Below are 25,283 nucleotides of genomic sequence, written 5' to 3'. Positions count from 1 at the left end.
TCGATGGGAACCATGGATACCTCCATTGTAGGCCGTTTTTGTAGCTATAAATAGCCTACTCCCATCACCTTATACTTGTGAATCAATAACTTAATAAATCCCTTATCCCGTATCCGCATTAAAGTACACCAGTAACAAAAACGCCCCCAAGTTTCCTTGAGGGCGTTTTGATTTAGGTATTCGGTCTAACAAACGCTTAGCCCATGATTTTATCGCGGAGCAGTTTGTTCACAACACCTGGGTTAGCTTTGCCTTGGGTGGCTTTCATCACCTGACCGACAAACCAGCCGAGCATTTTATCTTTACCACCACGGATTTCTTCGACTTTATCCTGATTGGCTGCCATAATCTCATCGATAGCCGCTTCAATCGCGCCGGTATCGGTGATTTGCTTGAGGCCTTTTTCTTCGACGATCTTTTCGGGATCACCGCCGGTTTCCACCATGATTTCGAAGACATCTTTGGCAATCCGGCCTGAAATGGTATCGTTGGAGATCAATTCAACCAGTTTACCAAGGTTGGCTGCGCTGACCGGGCTGTTCTGGATCGAAACGCCCTGTTTGTTCAGCACTGCAAACAGGTTGGTAATCACCCAGTTTGCCGCCAGTTTGGTATCGCGGCCCTTGGCCACTTCTTCGAAATAATCGGCTTTTTCTTTTTCTGCGACCAGAACGGAAGCATCATAAGGGGACAAGCCCAGTTCGTTAATGAAGCGGTCTTTCTTCTCGTCCGGCAATTCCGGCAGGGTTTTGCGGATATTTTCCACAAAGCCTTCCGGCAAAACCAACGGCAGCAGGTCCGGGTCCGGGAAATAACGATAATCGTGCGCGTGTTCTTTGGAACGCATGGATCGTGTTTCACCCTTACTCGGGTCAAACAGGCGGGTTTCCTGCACGATCTCACCACCTTCTTCGTAGACTTCGACCTGACGGGCGGCTTCGGCTTCAATCGCCTGCATGACGAAACGAACGGAGTTGACGTTTTTGGTTTCTGTGCGGGTCCGCAGGCCTTCTTCGCCCACTTTGCGTACAGATACGTTTACGTCACAGCGCATGGAACCTTCGTCCATGTTGCCATCACAGGTCCCGAGATAACGCACGATAGAACGCAGTTTACGCAAATAAGCACCCGCTTCTTCCGGCGATGTCATATCCGGCATGGAAACGATTTCCATCAAGCAGACCCCTGCCCGGTTCAAGTCGATCAGGGACTTGGTCGGATGTTGATCATGCTGGGATTTCCCGGCATCGATTTCCATATGCAGGCGTTCGATCCCGACTTCTTTAGTGGCGCCGTCTTCCAAATCCAAAATCATGGTGCCTTCGCCCACAATCGGTTTGTCAAACTGGGAAATTTGATAGCCCAGCGGCAGATCGGCATAGAAGTAGTTCTTACGGGCAAAGACAGAATATTCGTTGATCTTCGCCTTCAGGCCCAGACCCGTACGAACGGCCTGTTCAATACATTTTTCGTTAATGACCGGCAACATGCCCGGCATACCCGCATCCAGAAACGCGACATTGTGGTTCGGTTCTGCGCCGAAAGTGGCGGACGCACCGGAAAACAGCTTGGCGTTGGAAATGACCTGACAATGGACTTCCAGACCGATCACCAATTCCCAATCGCCTGTTTCACCTTTGATAATGTAAGCCATGTGAGTTACGCCTCCAACATCTTAGGCTTGGCGCTGAATGCAGCGGCCTTTTCCAATACATCTGCGGTACGCAGGACGGTTTCTTCATCAAACGGACGCCCGATCAGTTGCAGCCCCAACGGCAAACCGCTGGCGGACAAACCTGTCGGAACCGAAATGCCCGGCAGGCCGGCCAAAGATGTCGGTACGGTAAAGACATCGTTCAGGTACATTTTTACCGGATCGTCTTCATTTTCCCCAATCCCGAATGCTTCGGACGGGCAGGTCGGTGTCAGGATCACATCGCACTGTTCATAGGCTTTTTCAAAATCCTGCGCGATCAAGGTGCGGATTTTCTGTGCCTTGGCATAATAGGCATCGTAATAGCCCGCAGACAGAACGTAAGTACCGATCATAATGCGGCGTTGAACTTCTTCACCAAAGCCCTGTGCACGGGTTTTCATGTAGAGGTCATCGAGACTTTTCAATTCCCCTTCTGCGCGGTGGCCATAACGCACACCATCATAACGCGCGAGGTTGGAAGAGGCTTCCGCCGGGGCAACAATGTAATAAGTCGCCAGCGCATATTTTGTATGCGGCAGGGAAACGTCAACGACTTCGCCACCGGCATCTTTGAGCATCTCTTCGCCTTTTTTCCAAAGCTCCAAGATCTCCTGCGGCATGCCGTCAACTTTATATTCTTTCGGGATACCGATTTTCAAACCTTTGATATCACCACTGAGCGCGGCCTCAAAGTTCGGTAAATCAACGCGGGCTGATGTAGAATCATGCACGTCATAACCCGCCATAGATTGCAGCATAATCGCCGCATCACGAACCGTCTTGGTCATCGGACCAGCCTGATCCAGCGAGGATGCGAAGGCCACAATGCCCCAGCGCGAACAACGACCATATGTCGGCTTTAATCCAACAATACCGGAAAAAGACGCCGGTTGACGGATAGAACCGCCTGTGTCGGTGCCTGTTGCCGCCAAGGCCAGACCGCCCGCAACCGCTGCGGCAGACCCACCGCTTGACCCACCGGGCACAAGGTCTTTACCGACATTTTCGCCCCACGGGTTCTTTACCGCACCAAAATTGGACGTGATGTTGGCCGACCCCATCGCAAATTCATCAAGGTTGGTTTTGCCCAACATGACGGCACCGGCCTTTTTCAAATTACCGGAAACCGTGGATTCATAGGGCGGAATGAAGTTATCCAGAATGCGTGATGCGGCTGTTGTGCGCACCCCTTCGGTACAGAACAGGTCTTTCATAGCGATTGGCAGACCTTCCATCGCACCTGCATCACCGGATTTAATCTTGGCATCGCTGGCTTGTGCCTGTTCCAGTGCCAGTTCCGGTGTTTCGGTAATAAAGGCGTTCAGGTCTTTATGTTTTTCCATCGCGTCGATGTGGGCTTTGGTGAGCTCCACCGCGCTGAAATCACCGGCTTTCAGGCCGTCGCGGGCCTCTGCCAGTGTTAAGTTTGTCAATTTCGTCATGTTTATTCCACCACCTTGGGAACGAGATAACAATGATCGGTCTGATCCGGTGCATTTTTGAGAACCAAGTCCGGCTGGTCGCCGCTTGTAACCTCGTCCTGTCGCCAGTGCAGCGTTTGTGCAGCTACGGATGTCATCGGCTCTACGCCGTCGGTGTCAACTTCTGAAAGTTGTTCAACCCAATCAAGGATTTTGGTCAAGTCTTGAGCCAGCGGCTCCAGCTTTTCATCGGCCACTTCGATGCGTGACAGAAAAGCAATGTTCTTGACGGTATCTTTGTCTAATGCAGACATGACGATTTCGTCCCTTATCGACCCGCCAATGCGGGCTTACAAAAAAAGTGAAAGTTTGAAGCGCGGAAAGTAGCACTGGAAAGCATGCAAAACAAGGGGTAGTGTAGAAGAAAGTCACGAAACGGGGCTTCTTGCCTCCAGAGCCGAATAAAACGAGTTTCAGATGCCCCTGTCTGCCGCCCTTCTGCAAACCCTGCACTCTATTGTAGGTGATAAAGGATTCACCACAAATCAAGGTGAAATCGCCCCTTACCTGCAAGAAAGCCGTAACCGTTTTCAAGGGCATTGCGATATCTTGATCCGCCCCAAAAACACGCAGGAAGTCGCAGAAGTCCTTGCCATTTGTAATGATGAAAATATCCCGGTCGTGCCCCAAGGCGGCAACACAGGTCATTGCGGCGGGGCTGTCCCGCAGGGCGGCATTTTACTGAACCTGTCACGCCTGAATAAAATTCGCCAATTAGACGGCCTCAATGCAACCATAACCGTTGATGCCGGATGTATTTTGCAAAATGTCCAATTAACAGCAGACAAGGCCGATCTTTATTTTCCGCTGTCCCTTGCGGCAGAAGGCAGTTGTCAAATCGGCGGCAATCTTGCAACCAATGCTGGCGGCATTCATGTTTTACGTTATGGCAATATGCGCGACTTGACACTCGGGTTGGAAGTTGTGCTGCCGGACGGGCAAATCTGGGATGGCTTACGGGCGTTGCGCAAAGACAACACCGGATATGATTTAAAACATCTATTTATCGGATCGGAAGGCACCTTGGGCGTTATTACCGGGGCCGTTTTGAAATTATTCCCCAAACCAAAAGCCCGCGCCTGCGCCTTCGTTGCCAGCGAAAGTCCGGGGCATTTGATGGATGTCTTTGCCTATATGCGGGACTATTTTGGCGAACAGCTTTGTGCCTTTGAAATGATGCCGCGTTTTGGTCTGGATTTGGTCTTGAAACATATCACAGGAACAACAGACCCGTTTGCCATCGCTTATCAATGGTATGGTGTTCTTGAAATTTCGACCTCCCGCCCGAATACAAACCTGCAAACCGAATTGGAAGAGGCTCTACACCCCTTGTTTGATCGCGGCTATATCCAAAACGCGGTTGTCGCACAGGATTTAATGCAGGCTGAAAAAATATGGGCCTTGCGTGAAAGCATGTCGGAGGCCCAAAAACGCGAAGGTGGTTCAGTGAAACATGATATTTCCGTCCCGGTTTCCCATATCCCAGATTTTCTGGCTGAAACATCCCATGCGGTTTGCAATGTTGTTCCCGGCAGTCGTATTTGCGCCTTTGGTCATGTCGGGGACGGCAATATCCATTTCAACATCTCTCAACCTGAAACAATGGAAAAAGCTGCCTTCCTGACCAACTGGGAAGCCCTTAACGAAATCGTCCATGAAATGGCTGAAAAATATGAGGGATCATTCAGCGCCGAACATGGGGTCGGTCAGCTAAAGATCAACGAAATGGACCGCTTTCGAGGTGGAGTTGAACTGGACAGCATGCGTCTCATCAAACGTGCCTTCGATCCAAATAATATTATGAACCCCGGCAAGGTGGTCAAAATCTAAAGCTGTTTGATACGTGCGGCAATATCAGCCGCCGCATTTAATGTGTGTGTTTGTGCCAGAGGGGTTTCCTCCCCAAAAGGGAGGGCATATTGATTTTCGATCAATGCATTTACCATACGCATATGCTTGTCAGAAATCATTCCTGGCGGGGCGTAAATATAGACAGGTTTCCCGGTGCCGCAACATTCCGAACACATGGACACGCTATCGCCTGTCACAATCAATAGATCAGAGCAGGCTAGAATCCCGAAATAAGGGTTATCACCCTCATCCCCCCATTTGTACTGAAAGGACGGCACCGTTATTTCACTCAGAAGTGAACTCGCAGCAGCTCCGGTTCGACGCGATGTTGTCACCAGTACACTCGCCCCTTTTTCTTGCGCCATATTATTAACGGCACGCCCCAAATCACGCGCCATTTCAGCTGAAAAACCCCGATTTTTTGTTGCCCCCCCCACAATTAAACCGATCCGTGGCGATGAAAGCGTCACAAAACGATCCGCCCAATCCGATGACGCCTGTACCAATTTTTCGGCTGTCACACGGTGGGGGGCGCCAAAGATTGTCATTTCATTTTCTTGCAAAGTGCCGTGCAAATCATGGGCGGGTACACAAATCAAATCAAAATCCGCCGCCCCGGCTGAACCGGGATGCATAATTTGGACAAGTTTGCTTTTGCCCTGACTTTTCCTTTTTATATAACGCGCAATCGGAGCTGTCCGACGTCCGGCTGCAATCACCAAATCAGGCCAAGGTGCATTTAAAGCACAACGGCTTTCGACCGACAGACCGCACAAGCTTGCCCCCAGTAAAAAATTGGGAAGTTTTGCCAACGCATTATAGGTAATATCCTTGCGGATAAAGGACAGACCCAAAGCTTCGGCAACGCCAAGACACTGGTTTACGTTGCCTGCCCGATCATCCAGCAACACCCATATCGTTTTCATGCTCGTCCTTGAATTCATTAACTCTGGCCCGTTTTTCTATCTACCCTTTGTTATCCTGACATGAACCGTTTTGCAATTCATTCCATTTATTGCAAGGCTTTGACTAGTGCACAACAATTGCCTATGCTGCATGAAATGGGACAATTTGGCTTTTATAAAACGCAATGAGCGATACCTCTTTTGAATTCACGGCTTCAACCGAATTCAATGACAAAGATGATGACCTATTACAAAACCGATCCATCAAGATTTTGTTGGTCATTCTTATTTCTATCGCCATGCCCCTCACGTTATGGGCTTTGGCGCAATGGACCCATACCAACAGCCTGAACGATTTACGGCGTAAGCTCGACTCCCGTATGCAGCTTTATTCGTCCAACATCGTCAGCGAATTGGAAAAATACGAATATCTGCCTGTTATTCTCGCACGTGACCCTATTTTAAAATCCTTATTCGAAGGCGAAATGCTGGATTTTCGCATTGATCGGGCAAATCGTCACCTCAGCGCCATTGAACAAATTGCCGAAGTTTCAGCCGTTTATGTTATGACGACACAGGGCAATACCGTTGCCGCCAGCAACTGGGACGAGGAAAACAGTTTTGTCGGGAAAAACTTTCGTTTCCGTCCCTATTTCAAAAACGCCATGCAAGGGCACACGGGACATTACTTTGCCTTGGGGACAACATCCAACATTCCCGGTTATTACCTGTCCTACCCCATCGGAGACGGCGATAAAATTGATGGCGTCGTCGTTGTAAAAGTCAGCGTTGCCCGACTGGAAGAGGCATGGGCCCGCGCAAAAGAAGAAGTCATCGTAACAGACCGCAATGGCGTTGTTATTATTTCGGGACGGGACGAATGGCGTTTTCGAACGCTGGAAAAACTCAGCCCCGATTTACGACAAAGCCTGATCAATTCCCGGCAATATTCAGATGCACAATTGGTTCCTATTGAAACAGGGCGCGAACGCATTATCGATGACAACACCAAACGCATTGCCATCCGCCACCCCTTGACCAATGGCAAAGATGCAAGCAAATGGGAAGATATCTACATGCGATCGCGCCCCGTTTTGGGAACAGACTGGACGGTCCATTATATTTTCCGCGAAGCCACCTTGCGCAATGACGTCATCAACACCCTGATCATTGCCGCCTTTGCCTGGTTAATCGCTATTCTCAGTTTTCTTTATATGCTGCAACGGCGCAATATGATTAATCATCGTCTCGAATATCAGGAACGCCACCGCCAAACACTGGAAAATGCTGCAATCGAACTGGAACACCGTGTCGAACGGCGCACCAAAGCCCTGAGTGAGGCCAACAAACGTCTGGAAGAAGAAATTCAGGAACGTCATAAGGCAGAAGACGACCTGCATCGTGCCCAGGATGAATTGGTACAGGCCGGGAAATTGGCCGCCCTCGGGCAAATGGCGGCCGGGATCACCCATGAGATGAACCAACCGCTGACCGCCATTCGTAGTTATGCCGACAACGCCAGTGTCTTGCTGAAACGCGACCGCTTGGACGATGTCGATTCCAATCTCGTTCAAATTTCGCAATTATGCGCACGACTGGGAAAAATTTCGGGACAGCTCAAAGTCTTCTCACGCAAAACCCCTTCACAGAAAGAACCCATCAGCCTTGTTAAAGTCATGGCTGATACGCTGACATTGCTGGAAAGCAGTTCCAAGTTTGAAAACACCCAAATCATCAACAACATTAAAGATCCATCCATCAGCGTTTTGGGCGAAGCCATCCGTCTGGAACAAGTTCTACTTAATATCCTGCGCAATGCACTGGATGCCTTGGCCGATAAAGCAGGGGCCTGCATATGGATTTCAGCCCAAGCCCAAGGAACCCGTATGGCCATTCACATTCGCGATAACGGTCCCGGATTTGAAGATTCAGATCTGGAACGCATTTTCGACCCCTTCTTCACCACAAAAGAAGTTGGAAAAGGACTCGGATTGGGGCTTTCCATTTCATCACGAATCATTCAGGATTTCGGTGGCGTCCTTAAAGCGCACAATCACCCGGACGGCGGTGCCGTCTTTACCATAGAACTGTTACAGGCCGCACATGGTTGATTATCAATATAAAGGTCCCGTCCTTTTTGTAGATGACGAATTGCATATTCGTCTTTCAGCAAAACAAACACTGGAATTGGCCGGTTTTGATGTGGTCTGTCTGGAGACAGCCGAAGATGCCCTGAAACAAATTCAACAAGGTTGGCCCGGCATTGTCATTTCCGACATTAAAATGCCGAATATGGACGGCCTTGCCTTTATGGAAGCGGCCCATAAAATCGATAGGAACCTACCGATTATCCTGATCACCGGACATGGCGATGTAACAATGGCCGTACAGGCCATGCGCGATGGGGCCTATGATTTCATTGAAAAACCGTTTCCTTCCGACTTGCTCAACGATGTCGCCGGACGCGCAATGGAAAAACTGTCGCTCCTGCGTGAAAACCGCGCGCTGCGCGAAAAACTCAAAAAACAAAGCGGTGTTTCGTCCAACTTTTTGGGAAAATCCCGCCCTATTGAATATCTGCGCAACCTGATTGCCAATATTTCAGATACTGATACCGATGTCCTTGTCGTTGGGGAAACCGGTACTGGTAAAGAAATGGTGGCGCGCTGCCTGCATGACAACAGCAGTCGCTGCAACGGACATTTTGTCGCGGTCAATTGTGGTGCCATGCCCGATAGTATTTTTGAAAGCGAATTGTTTGGATTTGAACCGGGTGCCTTTCCCGGAACAACAAATCGCCGTATCGGTAAAATTGAATATTCCTCCGGCGGAACCCTGTTTTTAGATGAAATCGAAGCCCTGCCGATGTCCATGCAGGTTAAATTGCTACGTGTCCTTCAGGAACGTTCCATCGAACGATTAGGGTCCAACACCGTCATCCCGCTCAATTTACGTATTGTTGCAGCTTCCAAAGCCAATTTATTGGATGAGGTCGAAAAAGGAAACTTTCGCGAAGACCTTTATTACCGTCTCAGCGTGGTGGTCATTGAAACGCCGCCTTTACGCGATTGGCGCGAAGATATCCCCGTTCTGTTCCAACATTTTGTGGAAGAAGCCGCCCAACGCATGTCGCGCGATGCCAATGAGATTAAACAAGGGCAATTGCAAGCCCTGATGCAACATAACTGGCCCGGCAATGTACGTGAACTTAAAAACGCCGCCGAACGATATGTCTTAAGCGGTGGGCAAAATCCTTTAACCATGCGTTTGTCATCCACAAGCAGTGATGAACAAAGTCTGCCGGAAAAAATCGAAGCCTTTGAAAAAGGTCTTATCATGCAAGCCCTGGAAAAATCCAATGGCAGCATAAAAGATGCGATGGAAATTTTGGGCATTCCGCGCAAAACACTCAGTGATAAACTCAAAAAATACGAAATTGATCGTGCCGACTTTGCATAAGGTTGGCCCCTGCCCCTAAAGTGAGAAAAAATCAAGAAAAAGCGGTATTACCACTCTTGCGAATCTGGTAAATCTGCCATGCGATTCTTGCATGACTGCACGGATGTTCATTCACCGAACAATTGAATCGGCGGAAATCCGCCACCCTCTTTTGATGTATGGGCGGAATTCCATCCAAGGCTTGTAAGAAACGTAAGAAAATATCGATTGCTGCGCTGCACACCTTATTTTTTGCGGGTTTTCTCAATTTTCGTCCTTCTATTCAGCCCTGTATTTTGAAATCTTATGGGTACTTTCTTTGCTTAAAGTTTGAAACTCTGGTGAGGGCGGCAACGGGAGTATCGTCGAAAAGGCTGTTTTTCAGTCCACAAACGACACGCCGCCCTCACTCTTTTATTAATTGGGAGGAATATTCCTTATGCGTAAACTTACTGCCGGCCTTTTTGCTGCCGCCGCTATGATGACGGCAACTGTTGCAACAGCAGCAGAGCCGATCGTAATCAAGTTTTCTCACGTTGTTGCAGAAAACACACCGAAAGGTCAAATGGCCAACAAATTCCGCGATCTGGTTGCAGAACGTCTGGGTGGCAAAGTAACAGTCGAGGTTTACCCGAGTTCACAGCTCTATGGTGATAACAAAGTTCTTGAAGCAATGTTGTTGGGCGATGTTCAAATCGCTGCACCTTCTTTGTCTAAATTCAAAAAATACACAAAGAAAGTGCAACTTTTCGATCTGCCGTTCCTGTTTAAAAACATGGAAGCTGCTGAAAAATTCCAGCAGAGTGAAGCTGGTCAAAAACTGTTGGGTTCTATGAAACGCAAAGGTATCGTTGGTCTGGGCTATCTGCACAATGGTATGAAACAAATCTCCGCTTCCAAACCCTTGCGTGTTCCCGCCGATGCGAATGGCCTGAAATTCCGCATCATGCCTTCTGACGTTCTGTCTGCTCAGTTCGAAGCCGTAAATGCTGTTCCGTTGAAAAAACCGTTCTCTGAAGTATTTACCCTTCTGCAAACCAAAGCAATCGACGGTCAGGAAAACACATGGTCCAACATCTATTCCAAAAAATTCTTTGAAGTTCAGGAATATATCACAGCCTCTGACCACGGTCTTCTGGACTATCTGGTTGTAACGTCTGCTGAATTCTGGGATGGCCTGCCGGACGACATTCGCGCTGAAGTGAAAAAAGCTATGGATGAATCCATCGCATTCGGTAACAAAATTGCGGCTGAAAAAGACATTAATGACCGTAAAGCAATTGAAGAATCCGGTCGCTCCACAGTGATCGACCTGACTGACGCTGAACGTCAGCAGTGGGTTGAAGCTATGAAGCCTGTATGGGCAAAATTCGAAGGTGATGTCGGTAAAGACCTCCTCGACGCTGCAATCGCAGCCAATAACTAAGCTGTCTGCTAAAAACACCCCTCAGAAAGCTTCGGTTTTTTGAGGGGTGTTTCCTTAACTACCTTTACCATTAACATAAACAATTATTTTAGGGCATTGTGATGGTTGCAAAATTAACACGCAATTTGGAAGAAGGGGTTCTAAGCTTTTTGCTTGTGACCATGACCCTTCTCGTATTTGTCGAAGTTGTCCTGCGTTTCGGCTTTAACACCGGCATTCACTGGGTACAGGAAGTCACCTTGCATACGTCTGCCTGGTTTGTTCTCTTCGGTATTTCCTATGGTGTCAAAGTGGGGGCACACATCGGGGTTGATGCGGTCGTTCGCCTTCTCACACCGGAAGTCAAACGCATTGTCAGTATTGTAGCCGTTCTGCTTTGCCTGCTTTATTGCGGTTTAATTATGTACGGTGGCTGGATTTATCTTGAAAAAGTGTACAGCATCGGCTTGGCGATGGAAGATACCCCCACCCCCGGCATTTTAAAAGCTCTCATCCCCGAACATATGATGTGGGATGTTTTCAAAATTGATGAAGAAGACCCTCTTCTTCCCATGTGGTTTGCCCACGGCCCTCTTTTAATTGGCTTTATTTTGCTAACAATCCGCTTTTTAGATGTCTTGAAAAAACTCATTACAGGTGAATGGATGGAAATGCATATGGCTGACGAAGCGAAAGAAGCACTCGAAGAAGCCGGTGTCAGCACCGAAGTTAAAATGCATGATGATGACGAGGAGACTAAATAATGACCATTGCATTCCTTTTCGTCACTCTGTTTGGCTGTATGTTTTTAGGCATGCCGATCGCAATTGCGCTGGGTTTGTCCTCTGTCAGTACGATTTTGTTGTTCTCCGATGACTCTTTGGCTTCCATTGCATTGAAGCTGTTTGAAGCTCTGTCCGAACATTACACCCTGCTGGCAATCCCGTTCTTTATTCTGTCTTCTGCCTTCCTCTCCACCGGGGGCGTTGCCAAACGTTTGATCCGTTTTGCCGTTGCCGTCGTCGGTCATATTAAAGGCGGTTTGGCAATGGCATCCGTTTTGGCCTGCATGTTGTTTGCCGCCGTTTCCGGTTCCAGCCCTGCAACCGTTGCTGCCATTGGTTCCATCGTCATCGCGGGGATGGTCAAATCCGGTTATCCCGAAAAATTCGGCGCAGGTGTTATTGCCAACGCCGGGACCTTGGGTATCCTGATCCCGCCGTCAATCGTGATGTTAGTGTATTCTGCCGCAACAGAAGTCTCGGCCTCTAAAATGTTCATGGCCGGTTTTGTTCCCGGTATCATGATGGGCCTGATTTTGATGGTTGCCATTTACATTGCAGCCCGCGTGATGAACCTGCCGTCACAACCCTTCCCCGGTATCAAAGAATTGTTCAATTCAATGATCAGTGCGATGGGCGGGATTATGTTGATCGTCATCGTTCTGGGCTCTATTTACGGCGGGATTGCCTCGCCAACAGAAGCCGCCGCCGTCTCTGCTGTATATGCGTTCTTCGTTTCCGTCTTCGTCTATCGCGACATGGGACCCTTGAAAGAAAAAGCATGGAAGAATGAAGGTGAAAACGGGGTTGTGCTTGCTGGACGCGCAATCATGCAATCCATTGTTGCGCTACCGAAATGCATCAATGACCCGGATGTACGTAAAGTACTGGTTGATGCAACCAAAGTTTCCATCATGCTGCTGTTCATCATCGCCAATGCCATGTTGTTCGCACACGTGCTGACCACAGAACGTATTCCGCACCATATTGCTGAATATATCGTGGGTTGGGGCTTGCCGTGGTGGGGCTTCCTGATCGTGGTCAACCTGTTGTTGCTGGCTGCCGGTAACTTCATGGAACCCAGTGCCATTATCCTCATCATGGCGCCGATCCTGTTCCCCATCGCCACACAATTGGGAATCGATCCGATCCATCTCGGTATCATCATGGTTGTCAACATGGAGATCGGTATGATTACACCGCCTGTTGGACTGAACCTGTTCGTGACCGCAGGGATTACGGGCCATTCTATCGGCTGGGCGGTCAAAGCGGCCTTACCGTGGCTGTCCTTGCTGCTCCTCTTCCTGATCCTGATCACTTACATCCCGCAGATTTCACTCTTCCTGCCGGAGTTCTTCGATCAACTTCAGGGATACAAATAAGACTCTCTTCGACATCGGAGTCTCCCTTGGGCCACTTTGATAGCGGCCCAATATTCCAGACAAGCCCCGTCATTTTGGCGGGGTTTGTTGTTTTTACAGGAATATCATTATTTTATATATCTTGAACCACAAAGGCCCCGCCAATGCGAGGCCTTTGTCTTCTGTCTACCGGGCCGCCCCCATTAACCGGGGGGCTTTCTTACGTTATGAGGCCGCTTTGGCGAGCCTGCGACGATCGCGCAAGGACCGCACGGTTTTTCGTCCATCACCCGTTGGTTGGTAAAAGGTGGTCATTTCCTTTTGTGCATCCAGCCAAATGGCCAGGGCTTTATTGTCGCCTGCTTTGATATCAAAGGCATCAAAGCCGCAACGATGCATCAAAAAGACCTGATCCCGCAGAACATCGCCAACGGCGCGAATTTCACCGTCAAACCCATAACGTTCACGCAACAGACGGGCATAACTGTATGCCCGACCATCGGTAAAGGCCGGGAAAGTCAACGCAATCACCTGAAAGAACGCGAGATCATCAACAATCTGATCCGGGTTTTCGTCACTTTTCAAAACAATCCCCAAGGCATCACTGCGTTTGAGAAGCGTTTCACGATCATTCTTCCATCGGGTCAAAGAAACGATGATATCGCCATTTGGCAGGTCATCATCATCCTGAACAAAGGTCCATTTGTCTTCGATAACCAAATTATTTTTAACGAGCGCCATAGAGAGCCTCCTTAAACGGCGTGTCACCGACACGGTTATAAGCATCAAGGAATGTTTCTTCGCTGTTTTCACGCAAAGACAAATAGGTATTAATCACCGTTTCCACCGCATCAACGATTTCATCGGTTGAAAAACCTGCGCCCAGAATTTTACCGATTTTGGCATGTTCATCGGCACGACCGCCCAAGGTGATCTGGTAAAATTCCTGACCTTTCTTATCGACACCTAAAATACCGATATGACCAACATGGTGGTGGGTACAGGCATTGATACAGCCGGAAATTTTAATCTGGATTTTACCGATATCATGCTGACGGTCCAGTTCTCCAAATCGTTCACTGATGCGTTGGGCCAACGGGATGGAACGTGAATTCGCCAGTGCACAGTAATCCAGCCCCGGACAAGCGATCAAATCGGTGATTAAACCCGAATTCGGCGTTGCCAGACCTTGTTCCTTCAGTCCCTGCCACAAGGCATAAAGGTCTGAACGTTTCACATGGGCGAGAACAAGGTTTTGCTCATGCGTGGAACGGATTTCACCGAAGCTGAACTTGTCTGCCATATCTGCCAACGCATCCATTTGAACATGCGAGATATCACCGGGAATGCCGCCGATCGGTTTCAGGGAAATATTGGCAATGGCATAGCCCTGTTGCTTATGCTCACGCACATTGTTTTGTACCCAATAAGCAAATTCCTGATCACTGCCGACTTTTTCTGCAAATTCCGCACTTAAGCTCGGCAATTTTTCAAACGCAGGCGGCGCGAAATAACTGCGCAAGCTGTCGATTTCCTCGCTGGAGACTTGCAAGGCACCATCACGGATGTGTTCCCATTCTTTTTCCACCAGATTGGCGAATGTCTCCGCACCGATTTCATGGACCAGAATTTTCACACGGGCTTTAAATTTATTATCGCGACGACCGAACTGATTATAAACGCGCAAAATAGCTTCCAGATAAGACAGCAGGTCTTCTTTGGGCAAGAACTCGCAAATGGTTTTCCCAACCATCGGTGTGCGGCCCAAACCGCCGCCGACCATAACTTCAAAACCAAGCTCCCCTTGGTCGTCCCGGCGAATGCGCAAGCCGATGTCATGCACAGCCACAGCCGCGCGATCGCTGGATGCTCCGGTCACTGCCATCTTGAATTTGCGCGGCAAATAGGTAAATTCAGGATGCATGGTTGACCATTGGCGGATCAATTCACACCACGGACGCGGGTCTTCCAGTTCATCAAAGGCGGCACCGGCATATTGATCGGTTGTCGTGTTGCGAATACAGTTGCCACTGGTTTGAATAGCATGCATCTGGACTTTTGACAGATCATTCAAAATATCGGGAATGTCGACAAGTTTGGGCCAGTTGAACTGGATATTCTGACGTGTCGTAAAATGCCCGTACCCTTTATCATAATTCCGCGCAACATAGGCAAACTGGCGCAATTGTGTGCTGTTGAATGTCCCATACGGAATGGCAACACGCAGCATATAGGCATGCAGTTGCAAGTAAACGCCGTTCATCAGGCGCAACGGACGAAATTCTTCTTCACTCAGTTCGCCACTCAGGCGGCGGTTGACCTGATCGCGAAACTGCGCAACGCGCTCGTCCACCAGTTGCTGATCGTAATCGTCATACTTATACATTATCGTTATTCCTAGATTTACTGCGCCTGATAACCAAGGTCGGGACGAACCGACGGTCCCTTGGTTCGAATCATTTCACGGTAACGCACGGGGATCAAACCACCTTCGCCTTCCTCAACTTCAATCAAGTAAGGACCGACGACAACCAACTGATTCTTGGAACTGGAGGCCTGCTTGAGCAAAGTCTCCCCTTTTTCAACATCATCCAGTGTTGTCGCCTGATTGATGTTGGTATGCCATTCTCCGCTGGCGTTATAAAAAACAGCAAGCCCATTATCCAGGCGGTTCGCTGTAATGACTTGTAGGGACATAATCAAAAGCCTCAGTTTATCTTGTTTCCTGCCATGCTATACCACAGCTTTGTAAACTATATGAGCGCATTTTATTAATTAGTCAATATTTTTTGTTATTTATTTTATATATACATTTTTTTTGTGTTTTAATGTCAACTTATCGTTTAGAAAACATCCCCCTTGATTCCAAAGCCATTTTATTAGAACCTACAACCATACCCTTAAGGAACAATACGAAGGACGGAAGTTTCGTGCAGCCCATTTACGTATATCTTATCGATGATGATCAAGACTTGCTGGATTATCTCGAAACTGCAATGACAACGGATGAACGGCAGGTAATTGCTTTTTCCTCTGCCCGATCTTTTCTGTCGCAGGTAGAAAACGTAAATCCCACTGGTTGTGTCGTTCTGGATGTCAATATGCCGGAAATGGATGGGCTGGAACTTCAAGCCAAACTCAATGAAATGAAGTTTGCCCTGCCCATTATTTTTCTGACAGCCCATGCCGAAGTACCGATGGCGGTAAAAGCCATGCAGGCCGGTGCGGTTGATTTCATTCAAAAACCCGTCCAGCCTGAAGAACTCATCAACTGTATTTCCCGTGTGATTAATACGCCCCAAACAAAATTACCCAGCGCCGAAGAAACTGATTTTATTAAAAAGACCGTTGCGGAATTAACCCCGCGTGAACGCGAAGTTATGACCTTGATCGTCAAGGGTGCCTCCAACAAAGAAGCCGCACAATCTTTGGACATCAGCCCACGTACAGTTGAAATCTACCGCGCAACCGTCATGCGTAAAATGGACTCGGCCAACTTGCCTGATCTGGTTCGTAAAGCCATCGCAATCGGGATGTAATATGCGCTATCTCTTGACCTTGCTCTGTGCCTTGTTGCTTTTCAGCACAAGCGCCCTTGCGGAGCATGTTAAGGCAGGTCAACACATCGAGACAGATAAAACGGTCCTGCTGACCATTCACTTCCCGCCTTATGTCATTGAAGAGAGTGATTCTGAACTCCGTGGTTTTGATGTCGAGGTTGCACGCGAAGCGTTTCGACGGATGGGCCAACCGCTGGACATTAAGATCGTTCCCTGGCGGCGCGCCCTTGCCGCGACTGAACAGGGTGCTGTCAGCGGTATTCTCACTTGCAGCCCCCGGCAAATTTTCCTTATGTCCAATCCAATCAGCACGGCAACGGATGCTTTATTTCTGAATGCGGATCATAATTTCAAAAATTACCCGATTTTTTCTATTGAAGATTTGACCAAATATCCAAACTTGAAAATTGGCGGCGTTGCCGGATATCGTCAATTGAAACTGCTGGATCAGTATGGGTTGTCTTACGACACTTCCCCGGACGACAGCGCCGCCTTAAAAAAACTGTTTGCCGGACGTATCCATATTTTCCTGACGACCCGGGAGTTTGGCGAATATACACTACAACACTTGCAACTGTCCCGCCTGATCAAAATCATTCCCATTCGCAGCAAGCAATATCACATCTGTTTCAGCAAAGCGCGCCCCGGCATAAAAGACCTGATCACGCGCTTCAATAAAGCACTGGCCACAATGCAAGCGGATGGAACCTACCAGGCCATCCATGACAGATATAAATAATCGCCGTTTTCTTACCATATCACTTGACACACCCCCCTCTTAAATGCCATTTCACGCTGTCTGATTGGACGATATTAGACCTTCCTTGGAATTCAAGAAAAGAGACGAGCGAAAGATGCATCCCTATCGCACACATAAATGTAATGAGCTGCGCGCAGAAAACGCAGGTGACGTTGTCCGCCTTTCCGGCTGGATCCATTCCAAACGCGATCACGGCAACCTGCTGTTTATCGATTTGCGCGACCACTACGGTATGACCCAGTGCGTCATTGATATTTCTTCCGACCTCTTCAAAATCGCAGAAGAAGCGCGTGTTGAAAGCGTTCTCACCGTGACAGGCAAAGTCGTAAAACGTACGGCTGAAACCGTTAACCCGGAAATGCCCACAGGTGAAATTGAAATTTATATGGACGAAGTGGTCCTTGAATCGGCTTGTGCCGTTCTGCCCATGCAAGTCGCTGGCAACGAAGAAGCCGGGGAAGAAATTCGCTTGCGTCACCGTTTCCTTGATTTGCGCCGCGAACAACTGCACAACAACATCAAGCTACGTTCCAACGTTATTTCTGAAATCCGCCGATTGATGACGGCTCAGGATTTCATGGAAATTCAAACACCGATCCTGACCGCCTCTTCCCCGGAAGGCGCGCGTGATTATCTGGTACCGGCACGTAACCATCCCGGCAAATTTTATGCCCTGCCGCAAGCCCCGCAACAGTTCAAACAATTGTTGATGGTCTCCGGTTTTGACCGTTATTTCCAAATCGCCCCCTGCTTCCGTGATGAAGACGCACGTGCAGACCGTTCACCGGGCGAATTCTACCAGCTCGACTTCGAAATGGCTTATGCGACACAAGAAGACGTATTTGCAGCCATCGAACCCGTCATGCATGAAATCTTCACCAAGTTCGGCAATGGTCGCGATGTCACACCGCTGCCTTTCCCGCGCATTCCTTACAAAGAGTCCATGCTGAAATACGGCTGCGACAAACCGGACTTACGTAACCCGATCCTCATCGCTGATGTGACCGAAGCCTTCCGCGATTCAGGTTTCGGCCTGTTTGCCAAACTGGTCGCGGCAGGTAACGTTGTGCGCGCCATTCCGGCACCGGGTGCAGCGTCCCGTCCGCGCAGCTTCTTCGACAAGCTCAATAACTGGGCACGTGACGAAGGCAAAGGTGGTCTGGGCTACATCGCGATTGACGAAGATGGCAACGGCAAAGGCCCGATTGCGAAAAATCTGGATGACGACCGCGTTAAATCCATTTTGGAAACCTGCGGTCTGGGTAATGGCGATGCCGTGTTCTTTGCATGTGGGAATGAACAGGATGCCGCCAGCTTTGCCGGTATTGTTCGTACCCGCGTATGTGACGAACTGGACCTGCTGGAACAAAATAAATTCAAATTCTGCTGGGTTGTTGACTTCCCAATGTACGAGTTGAACGAAGATACCGGCAAGATCGATTTCTCCCACAACCCGTTCTCCATGCCTCAAGGCGGTATGGAAGCTCTGGAAAGTCAGGAACCACTGGATATTCTGGCATGGCAGTACGATATCGTTTGTAACGGGATCGAATTATCATCAGGTGCCATTCGTAACCATAAACCGGAAATCATGTACAAAGCCTTCGGTTTGGCCGGTTATGAAGCCGAAGTCGTGGAAAAAGAATTCGGCGGCATGCTGCGCGCATTCAAATTTGGCGCCCCGCCCCACGGTGGTTGCGCACCGGGGATCGACCGTATGGTCATGCTGCTGGCTGATGAACCAAACATTCGTGAGGTTATCGCCTTCCCCATGAACCAACGTGCCGAAGACCTGCTGATGCAAGCCCCGAGCGAAGTTTCCGTCGAACAACTTCGTGAACTGCACATCAAGTTGAACCTTCCCAAAGAAAAAGTGAAGGTCGAAAAAACCAGCGAAGCTGAAAAAAAAGCTGAATAATCAGCTCTTATAAAACCAAATGAAAAAACGCGGCTCCCAATAATGGGAAGGCCGCGTTTTTTCATGCCAATAAAAAGAAAACCATGCCGAGTAAATCCCCGCTTATCTTAATCAGCCTGATATTTATCCTTTCAGGTTGTGCCGCCCCGCCTGCCCTGCAAATTCTCAGCCTTGCGCTGGATGGCATTTCATACATCACCACCGATAAAACATTGACCGATCATGGCTTATCAGCGCTTACACAAAAAGATTGCAAGCTGTTGCGCAGCCTACAGGACCAAGAAATTTGCCAAAAAGAGAAAAAACCGTCCCCACCGGAAGTAACGGAAGATAAAACTAAGCTCGTCGCTGCAAAACCGAACGAACCAACGGTACAGTAATCGGTCGTTTTTCAGATAAGGCAAAACGGTCAATTTCCTGAACCAGTTCGCGGGCTTGGGCAAAGGAACGTTCCATACGCGTCAACATATAGGCAATCACGTCGCGTTCCACCTTGACCTGTCGGTCACTAAATAATTTGACCAGTACCGCTTCCATCAGCGCATCGTCCGGCTGCCCGATTTCCACCACCGGTACCGCCCCCAAACGGGATTTAAGATCGGGTAAGGTAATCCCCCATGCGTTTGGCGGCTTTTTTGCCGTCAATAATAGGGTAGCCTCATTTTCTTTCGCGTAATTATAAAGATGGAACAACGCCTGTTGATGATCTTCAACCCATTGATCCACATCTTCCAGAACCCCGGTTTTTGCCCCCTGCATCACCTCATAAGGGTCCAGTGACAGTTTTGCATTAATTGCCCCTGTGGCTTGCCTGAAAACCTCTGCCAGATGGGTTTTTCCGCAACCGGCTTCGCCATAGATCACAACAAAGGGAGCAGGCCAATCCGGCCAGCGGTCCAGCCATGCGACCGCCTGCGCATTTGAGGCACTCACCAGAAAATCTTCCCCCGACATAGAGGGGCGATAATCAAATTCCAAAGGAAGCTGGGGCGAACTGGACACAATTTACCGTCTGTTTGTTTATTTCGACATGTCGCCTGTATAAAGCGCACTTTTCATATATTGGGCAAGCCCAAAACGCACCAGCACGCCGATTACAGCCGCCACCGGAACCGCCAACATCACCCCGGTAAAACCGGCAAGCGATCCGCCAGCCATCAAAGCAAAGATGACCCACACCGGATGCAATCCCACTTTTTCACCAACCAGTTTAGGCGTTAAAAAGTTGCCTTCAATGATTTGCCCAATCGCAAAAACACCGCCAACCATCGCAATGTCCATCCAATTATCAAACTGGACCAAGGCAATTGCAATCGAGACCCCCAGCCCCAATATGGAACCGAAATACGGAATAAACGAGATTAAGCCAGCGCCCAGCCCGACCAGAAGGCCAAATTCCAATCCAAGAACAGAAAGACCCGCAGCATAAAAAATACCAAGGATTAAACACACGCTGGCCTGCCCGCGCACAAAGCCCGCCAACGTCTGATCAACAAGGCGAAACTGGTCGCGGATAATATCGGCATGCTTGCGCGGCAGCCAATTATCAATGCGGGCCACCATCACATCCCAATCGCGCAGCAGATAAAAGGTCACCAACGGGGTCAAAACCAGAATAGAGACGATGTCAACCAGCGCCACACCGCCACTGATGACCTGCTTGAGAACCTGCCCCAACATGCCCAGGCCCTGTTTTGCAAAGCTGGCAATTGTTGTACCCAATTCCTTGAGATCACTTTCGCTGACGCCTGCAAAAATCTCTTTAATCAGCGGTTCTGCCAAATTTCGTACATAATCCATATATTCAGGAACCCGACTGGCAAACCCGATTACCTGCGTAGCCAAAACCGGAAGCAAGGTCGATAAAATACCGATTGTCAGAATAAAAAAGCAAACCGTAATGACACTGGTTGCCACTAAACGCGACAGTCCCCATTCTTCCAAACGGTCTGCCAGTGGATCCACAAAATAGGCAACGGCCATGCCGGCCACAAACGGTGTTAAAACGTCACTGAGGATGTAAAGCAACAGGATGAAGGTTAATAAACTGATCCCCCAGATCCGAAGCTGTTTTGATGCGTTCATATCATCCCCCGTTTGCCTGTGAAATGGTTCGACCCCACTGATATAAATATATCAGCCCGGATAAGATCGTCGTCAAGGCTGTTGTATAAACAAGTCCATCAACCAGAAATATACCGCCTTCGATCTCTAAGCCATTAATTCCCAAAACAGCCGCCACCAGCGCAATTTGAACCGTGGTATTGACCTTGGAGCTAAAATTCGGCGACACTTGTAAATTTCGTGTCAGAAGTTCAATCAGAGCCGCCCCGATCACAATGGCAACATCACGAAACACAACCATAATCACCAGCCAAAGCGGCAAAAGGTCCTGAACCCCCAAAATAACGAAGGCACTGACCAACAGCAATTTATCTGCAATTGGATCCAGATAGGCCCCTATTGTACTTTGCGCTTTCATAACCTTGGCGAGATAGCCGTCCACACCATCACTGATCCCGGCAATAATAAACAGCCAGAACGCTGTTTTGATCTCGTGTTCCAAGACAAGCCAGACCATAAAAGGCACCGCAAATACGCGCCCTAAGGTAATGATATTCGGTATATTCAGCCAGACTTGGCGGCTCACGAACGGTTCCCCTCACCCAAATTCAAAAGCGACCAGCTTTCGCCATTCAGAGTTAAATCCAAATCAACCTGACGCAAGGAACCGATCAATTGATCCAGTTTACCAATAAAATGTAAATTGATTTGTACGGTATCACGCGCCAGCAAAGCCAATTCGACACGATGCACAACGGCAACCTTTTCCAGACGTTCCTTTACAGTCAACCATTCGGGCAATCCCTTGATCGCCAGATTGACAGGTAAAACATCCATTTGCCCGAACTGTAATAAATTATCGCGTTTCCAGCTTTCCTGAACCATGCCGGAAACGTCTTCGGCAAGGCGGGTCAGAAACGCATTCGCGCTCTCCCCTTCTTGTGCCGCCAAGCCCAATAGGGTCGAACGCCCTTCATAAGCGGACCCAATCCGGTTCACAATCAAATCGACACTATTGGGCAGGCCTTCGCTATCACGCCCCGTTACCGATAAATGTGCAATCACAACGCTTGGGACTTCATATCGTTGCGCCATTGTCATTAAGGCATCACGATCCCCGGCCAATGCCTGTTCAGCACTCACCCCGGAAATATCGGCTAAATCCCCTAAAGGCAACGCGAGGGGAACAAGACCGTTCTGTGTTTGCTGATTGCTCCAGACATCACGCCACGGGTTTGGGTTCTCCCACAAGGATAAACGCGTTCCATCTTCAAACAGGGGCAGGATCAACACCGGTTTGCTGATAGTTTCCGCAAAAGGAATACCCCGGGCCTTCAGAAGATTTCGAATGGCATCGGCTTTGAAATGATACGTGTAAGTTGCCAAATAACGCACGGATGAAGATTTTTCGCCATTCACGCTGAAATCACGAATATATTGTGCGCGCTGGCTGGGTTCCACCCACGGCAACAAATCGCGGTCCGCCTTCATGGTCAGGCGCTTCAGCAAAATATCAAACGCACGACCTTCGCCTTCGCGCATGGCTTCCTGGCGGGCCAAGGTCACATTCTTGGCCGTGACATCCACATAAACGCCGCTGACTTCAAAGACATCGTCGGCTTGGGCTGTCCCCATCTTGAGGACAAATAGCCCCACCCACAAGCCAAACAGAATAATCGTGCGCATTTTTTCAATCATAACCGCCCCTTGATGGAAATTTCTTCGCATTTGTTTTGCCCTGTTTTCAGTCTGGATGCAAGAAAATGGCAGCTTAACCCGCTTTGACATTTATTTTTAACAATTTAAAACTTGATATTTGCACCGCACAATAGCAATATTGCAATGCAGCATTAAAGTGCTCCTGATATAAAAAACACTGCCGAGGCATCCCCCCATCATGTTTTAAGGAGTTAATTCCATGAGAATGAGTGTAAGCCCAAAAGAGATTGCAGAATACCTCGTCAACGAATTCGGCCACCAAAAAGCCATCGAAGAATGTCATTACCATTTGAACCGTTGCATTGACCCTGAAACTTCGGGTATCTGGCATAATATCGGTGCGGCCCTTAACGGCATGCAACCCGTACAACGCTGCAATTAAAGAAATCACGAAGAATTCTCGTTTTCTTCATTGCAAACTGGCTGTAATTCAGTATGTTCGGGGCGTTCAACATCGTGTATGTTGGACGCTCTTTTCATATGGATTTAGTGAAGGTTGGGTCATGGCTGATCAAAAGGGTCTCACCTATAAAGATGCAGGTGTCGATATCGATGCGGGTAACGATTTGGTCGATGAGATCAAACCGCTGGCAAAATCTACCAAACGTGCAGGCGTCATGGACGGATTGGGCGGTTTCGGTGCTTTCTTTGATTTGCGGGCTGCGGGCTATCAGGACCCTATCCTTGTTTCTGGCACAGACGGTGTCGGCACAAAATTAAAAGTCGCCATTCTTGCTGACAAACACGATACGGTTGGAATCGACCTTGTTGCCATGTGCGTCAACGATCTGGTTGTTCAAGGCGCTGAACCGCTGCTGTTCCTTGATTATTACGCGACAGGCAAACTTGATGTTTCTGCCGGGCGCGATATCATCAAAGGCATTGCAGAAGGCTGTATTCAAGCAGGTGCCGCCCTGATCGGTGGCGAAACGGCTGAAATGCCGGGTATGTACAGCGAAGGCGATTACGATCTGGCCGGGTTCTGTGTTGGTGCGGTTGAACGCGGTCAAGAACTGACCGGTGCAAATGTAAAAGAAGGCGACGTGGTTCTCGGCCTTGCTTCCAACGGTTTACATTCCAACGGTTTCTCATTGGTGCGCCGCGTGGTTGAGGCAGCCGGACTGGATTATACCGCCCCTGCCCCGTTTGATAGTGATCGCAGCCTCGCCGAAGCTTTGCTCGATCCCACAAAAATTTATGTCAAAAGCACACTTGCTGCCATTAAATCCGGTGGTGTAAACGCACTGGCCCATATCACAGGTGGTGGTCTGGTTGAAAATATCCCGCGCGTTTTGCCTGATGGTCTGGGCGTGGATATTGATGCATCCAGCTGGAACCTACCTGCTGTTTTCTCTTGGCTGGCTGAGGCTGGCGGCATTGCAAACCATGAACTGGCCCGTACTTTTAACTGCGGTATCGGCATGTGCGTTATTGTAGATGCGGATAAAGCAGACGCTTTAACCAAGATCCTGCAAGACGACGGTGAACGCGTGACAACAATCGGCAAAGTCGTCAAACGTGATTCAGGTGAACGTGTCAACATCAGCGGTATCGAGACATGGCAAAGCTAAAAGTCGCCGTTTTAATCTCGGGCAGTGGCAGCAACCTACAAGCCCTGATTGACATGTGTGCGAAAGACGATGCCCCGGCAGAAATCGCCCGTGTGATTTCAAATGTAGAAAGCGCATATGGTTTGGAACGGGCAAAACAGGCCGACATCAAAACCACGGTGATTGACCACAAAAAATACAATGGTCGCGAGGCATTTGAAGAGGCCCTGCATCAGGTTCTAGATAGCGACAAAGTCGATCTCATCTGTCTTGCCGGTTTCATGCGTCTGCTGACCGATGGTTTTGTGCAAAAATGGCGGGATCGTTTGATCAATATTCACCCGGCTTTGCTGCCTTCGTTCAAAGGGTTACATACCCATGAACGCGCCATTGAAGCCGGTGTCAAATTTCATGGGGCGACCGTTCATTATGTTCGCCCGGCAATGGACGAAGGCCCCATCATCGTCCAAGCCGCCGTTCCGGTCCTGCCCGGTGACAGTGCAGACGATCTTGGCGCACGCGTACTGGAACAGGAACATCGAATTTACCCACTGGCCCTGAAACTAATCGCGGAACGCAAGGTGCGCGTTTCCGGTGAAAAGGTTATCTATAACGGTGTGGAAAATCTGGACACAGCCTCGATTAATCCATCAGCCTGATTAAAAAATCACGAATAAAAAAGCAGCGGTGTTAATTGTCAAGCGCCGCTGCATAATGTTGTCTCATTCTTGCATTTAAAATACCGATCATCTTTCTGATGACGGCGACGACTGCCACTTTTCCCGGTTTTCCT

24 protein-coding genes and 1 pseudogene are annotated in these 25,283 nt (G+C 48.9%); 13 read left to right on the top strand and 12 right to left on the bottom strand.

What is annotated here, in order from left to right; genetic code table 11:
* Window positions 1-196: 196 nt before the first annotated feature.
* Genes gatB through gatC form a run of 3 tightly spaced genes read right to left on the bottom strand, consistent with a single transcriptional unit; the run spans window position 197 to window position 3,431 of the window.
* Window positions 197-1,654, bottom strand: coding sequence for an Asp-tRNA(Asn)/Glu-tRNA(Gln) amidotransferase subunit GatB (gene gatB, locus IEW74_RS15725; RefSeq protein ID WP_188666897.1), 1,458 nt, complete (start codon window positions 1,652-1,654; stop codon window positions 197-199).
* A gap of 5 nt (window positions 1,655-1,659) precedes the next feature.
* Window positions 1,660-3,138 carry an Asp-tRNA(Asn)/Glu-tRNA(Gln) amidotransferase subunit GatA gene (gene gatA / locus IEW74_RS15720; protein WP_188666894.1) on the bottom strand — a complete coding sequence of 493 codons (1,479 nt, stop codon included), beginning with the start codon at window positions 3,136-3,138 and terminating at the stop codon, window positions 1,660-1,662.
* A 2-nt stretch (window positions 3,139-3,140) separates the two neighbouring features.
* Window positions 3,141-3,431, bottom strand: a complete 291-nt coding sequence (gatC, locus tag IEW74_RS15715; RefSeq protein ID WP_188666892.1) for an Asp-tRNA(Asn)/Glu-tRNA(Gln) amidotransferase subunit GatC — start codon at window positions 3,429-3,431, stop codon at window positions 3,141-3,143.
* 163 nt (window positions 3,432-3,594) lie between these two features.
* Between gatC and IEW74_RS15710 the strand changes: the two genes are divergently transcribed.
* Entirely contained in the window at window positions 3,595-5,007 is a 1,413-nt protein-coding gene (locus IEW74_RS15710) for an FAD-binding oxidoreductase (RefSeq protein WP_188666890.1), read from the top strand.
* On the opposite strand, the gene IEW74_RS15705 is transcribed toward IEW74_RS15710, so the two are convergent.
* The gene (locus tag IEW74_RS15705) at window positions 5,004-5,954 is read right to left on the bottom strand and encodes a mitochondrial fission ELM1 family protein (RefSeq protein WP_188666888.1); all 951 of its coding nucleotides are present in this window, start codon (window positions 5,952-5,954) and stop codon (window positions 5,004-5,006) included. The two genes, IEW74_RS15710 and IEW74_RS15705, sit on opposite strands and share 4 nt — an antisense overlap.
* A 164-nt stretch (window positions 5,955-6,118) precedes the next feature.
* Here IEW74_RS15705 and IEW74_RS15700 point away from each other — a divergent pair, with 164 nt between their 5' ends.
* The 5 genes from IEW74_RS15700 to IEW74_RS15680 all read left to right on the top strand — a co-directional run bounded on the left by IEW74_RS15700 (window position 6,119) and on the right by IEW74_RS15680 (window position 12,940).
* On the top strand, window positions 6,119-8,044 hold the full coding sequence (locus IEW74_RS15700; RefSeq protein WP_188666887.1) for a sensor histidine kinase: 1,926 nt from the start codon (window positions 6,119-6,121) through the stop codon (window positions 8,042-8,044).
* Window positions 8,037-9,392 (top strand): sigma-54-dependent transcriptional regulator, encoded by a 1,356-nt coding sequence (locus IEW74_RS15695; RefSeq protein WP_188666885.1) that lies wholly within the window; start codon window positions 8,037-8,039, stop codon window positions 9,390-9,392. Before IEW74_RS15700 ends, IEW74_RS15695 begins: the two co-directional genes overlap by 8 nt.
* 418 nt (window positions 9,393-9,810) lie before the next feature.
* Window positions 9,811-10,797, top strand: a complete 987-nt coding sequence (locus IEW74_RS15690) for a TRAP transporter substrate-binding protein (RefSeq protein ID WP_188666884.1) — start codon at window positions 9,811-9,813, stop codon at window positions 10,795-10,797.
* 101 nt (window positions 10,798-10,898) lie between these two features.
* Entirely contained in the window at window positions 10,899-11,540 is a 642-nt protein-coding gene (locus IEW74_RS15685; RefSeq protein ID WP_188666883.1) for a TRAP transporter small permease, read from the top strand.
* A complete protein-coding gene (locus IEW74_RS15680) occupies window positions 11,540-12,940 on the top strand; it encodes a TRAP transporter large permease (RefSeq protein WP_188666882.1) in 1,401 nt (466 codons plus the stop codon). Before IEW74_RS15685 ends, IEW74_RS15680 begins: the two co-directional genes overlap by 1 nt.
* A 204-nt stretch (window positions 12,941-13,144) precedes the next feature.
* On the opposite strand, the gene IEW74_RS15675 is transcribed toward IEW74_RS15680, so the two are convergent.
* Genes IEW74_RS15675 through IEW74_RS15665 form a run of 3 tightly spaced genes read right to left on the bottom strand, consistent with a single transcriptional unit; the run spans window position 13,145 to window position 15,616 of the window.
* Window positions 13,145-13,660: a DUF934 domain-containing protein gene (locus IEW74_RS15675; RefSeq protein ID WP_188666881.1), complete on the bottom strand. Its 516-nt coding sequence runs from the start codon at window positions 13,658-13,660 to the stop codon at window positions 13,145-13,147.
* Window positions 13,647-15,305: a nitrite/sulfite reductase gene (locus IEW74_RS15670; RefSeq protein ID WP_188666880.1), complete on the bottom strand. Its 1,659-nt coding sequence runs from the start codon at window positions 15,303-15,305 to the stop codon at window positions 13,647-13,649. Before IEW74_RS15670 ends, IEW74_RS15675 begins: the two co-directional genes overlap by 14 nt.
* A 17-nt stretch (window positions 15,306-15,322) precedes the next feature.
* Window positions 15,323-15,616, bottom strand: a complete 294-nt coding sequence (locus tag IEW74_RS15665) for a DUF2849 domain-containing protein (RefSeq protein ID WP_188666878.1) — start codon at window positions 15,614-15,616, stop codon at window positions 15,323-15,325.
* Window positions 15,617-15,849: 233 nt separating this feature from the next.
* Here IEW74_RS15665 and IEW74_RS15660 point away from each other — a divergent pair, with 233 nt between their 5' ends.
* The 4 genes from IEW74_RS15660 (at window position 15,850) to IEW74_RS15645 (ending at window position 19,537) form a co-directional block, all read left to right on the top strand.
* Window positions 15,850-16,458 (top strand): response regulator transcription factor, encoded by a 609-nt coding sequence (locus tag IEW74_RS15660; protein ID WP_188666876.1) that lies wholly within the window; start codon window positions 15,850-15,852, stop codon window positions 16,456-16,458.
* Window position 16,459: 1 nt separating this feature from the next.
* A complete protein-coding gene (locus tag IEW74_RS15655; protein ID WP_188666874.1) occupies window positions 16,460-17,218 on the top strand; it encodes a substrate-binding periplasmic protein in 759 nt (252 codons plus the stop codon).
* Between the two features lie 115 nt (window positions 17,219-17,333).
* Window positions 17,334-19,157: an aspartate--tRNA ligase gene (gene aspS / locus IEW74_RS15650; RefSeq protein ID WP_188666872.1), complete on the top strand. Its 1,824-nt coding sequence runs from the start codon at window positions 17,334-17,336 to the stop codon at window positions 19,155-19,157.
* A gap of 83 nt (window positions 19,158-19,240) precedes the next feature.
* Window positions 19,241-19,537 (top strand): hypothetical protein, encoded by a 297-nt coding sequence (locus tag IEW74_RS15645; protein WP_188666870.1) that lies wholly within the window; start codon window positions 19,241-19,243, stop codon window positions 19,535-19,537.
* Here the strand turns inward: IEW74_RS15645 and IEW74_RS15640 are convergent.
* The 4 genes from IEW74_RS15640 to IEW74_RS15625 are packed head-to-tail and all read right to left on the bottom strand — an operon-like array spanning window position 19,494 to window position 22,949.
* Entirely contained in the window at window positions 19,494-20,159 is a 666-nt protein-coding gene (locus tag IEW74_RS15640; RefSeq protein ID WP_229734390.1) for an HdaA/DnaA family protein, read from the bottom strand. The genes IEW74_RS15645 and IEW74_RS15640 overlap by 44 nt on opposite strands.
* 18 nt (window positions 20,160-20,177) lie before the next feature.
* Complete coding sequence (locus tag IEW74_RS15635) at window positions 20,178-21,242, bottom strand: AI-2E family transporter (RefSeq protein WP_188666868.1); 1,065 nt, start codon at window positions 21,240-21,242, stop codon at window positions 20,178-20,180.
* 1 nt (window position 21,243) lies between these two features.
* Window positions 21,244-21,807, bottom strand: coding sequence for a CDP-alcohol phosphatidyltransferase family protein (locus IEW74_RS15630; protein ID WP_229734389.1), 564 nt, complete (start codon window positions 21,805-21,807; stop codon window positions 21,244-21,246).
* Window positions 21,804-22,949 carry a DUF2066 domain-containing protein gene (locus IEW74_RS15625; RefSeq protein ID WP_188666866.1) on the bottom strand — a complete coding sequence of 382 codons (1,146 nt, stop codon included), beginning with the start codon at window positions 22,947-22,949 and terminating at the stop codon, window positions 21,804-21,806. The genes IEW74_RS15630 and IEW74_RS15625 overlap by 4 nt, the downstream gene beginning before the upstream one ends.
* Window positions 22,950-23,139: 190 nt before the next feature.
* Here IEW74_RS15625 and IEW74_RS15620 point away from each other — a divergent pair, with 190 nt between their 5' ends.
* The 3 genes from IEW74_RS15620 (at window position 23,140) to purN (ending at window position 25,149) form a co-directional block, all read left to right on the top strand.
* Window positions 23,140-23,322, top strand: a complete 183-nt coding sequence (locus tag IEW74_RS15620; protein ID WP_188666864.1) for a hypothetical protein — start codon at window positions 23,140-23,142, stop codon at window positions 23,320-23,322.
* 121 nt (window positions 23,323-23,443) lie between these two features.
* Window positions 23,444-24,511, top strand: a complete 1,068-nt coding sequence (gene purM / locus IEW74_RS15615; RefSeq protein WP_188666862.1) for a phosphoribosylformylglycinamidine cyclo-ligase — start codon at window positions 23,444-23,446, stop codon at window positions 24,509-24,511.
* Window positions 24,499-25,149, top strand: a complete 651-nt coding sequence (gene purN / locus IEW74_RS15610; RefSeq protein ID WP_188666860.1) for a phosphoribosylglycinamide formyltransferase — start codon at window positions 24,499-24,501, stop codon at window positions 25,147-25,149. The genes purM and purN overlap by 13 nt, the downstream gene beginning before the upstream one ends.
* A 31-nt stretch (window positions 25,150-25,180) precedes the next feature.
* Here the strand turns inward: purN and IEW74_RS15605 are convergent.
* A pseudogene (locus IEW74_RS15605) lies at window positions 25,181-25,283 on the bottom strand (IS110 family transposase); the annotation flags it as partial.

The organism is Terasakiella brassicae (assembly GCF_014641495.1).
GTDB lineage: Bacteria > Pseudomonadota > Alphaproteobacteria > Rhodospirillales > Terasakiellaceae > Terasakiella > Terasakiella brassicae.
The sequence above is the reverse complement of the archived record's forward strand: the minus strand, read 5'-3'. Positions and strand labels throughout refer to the sequence as shown.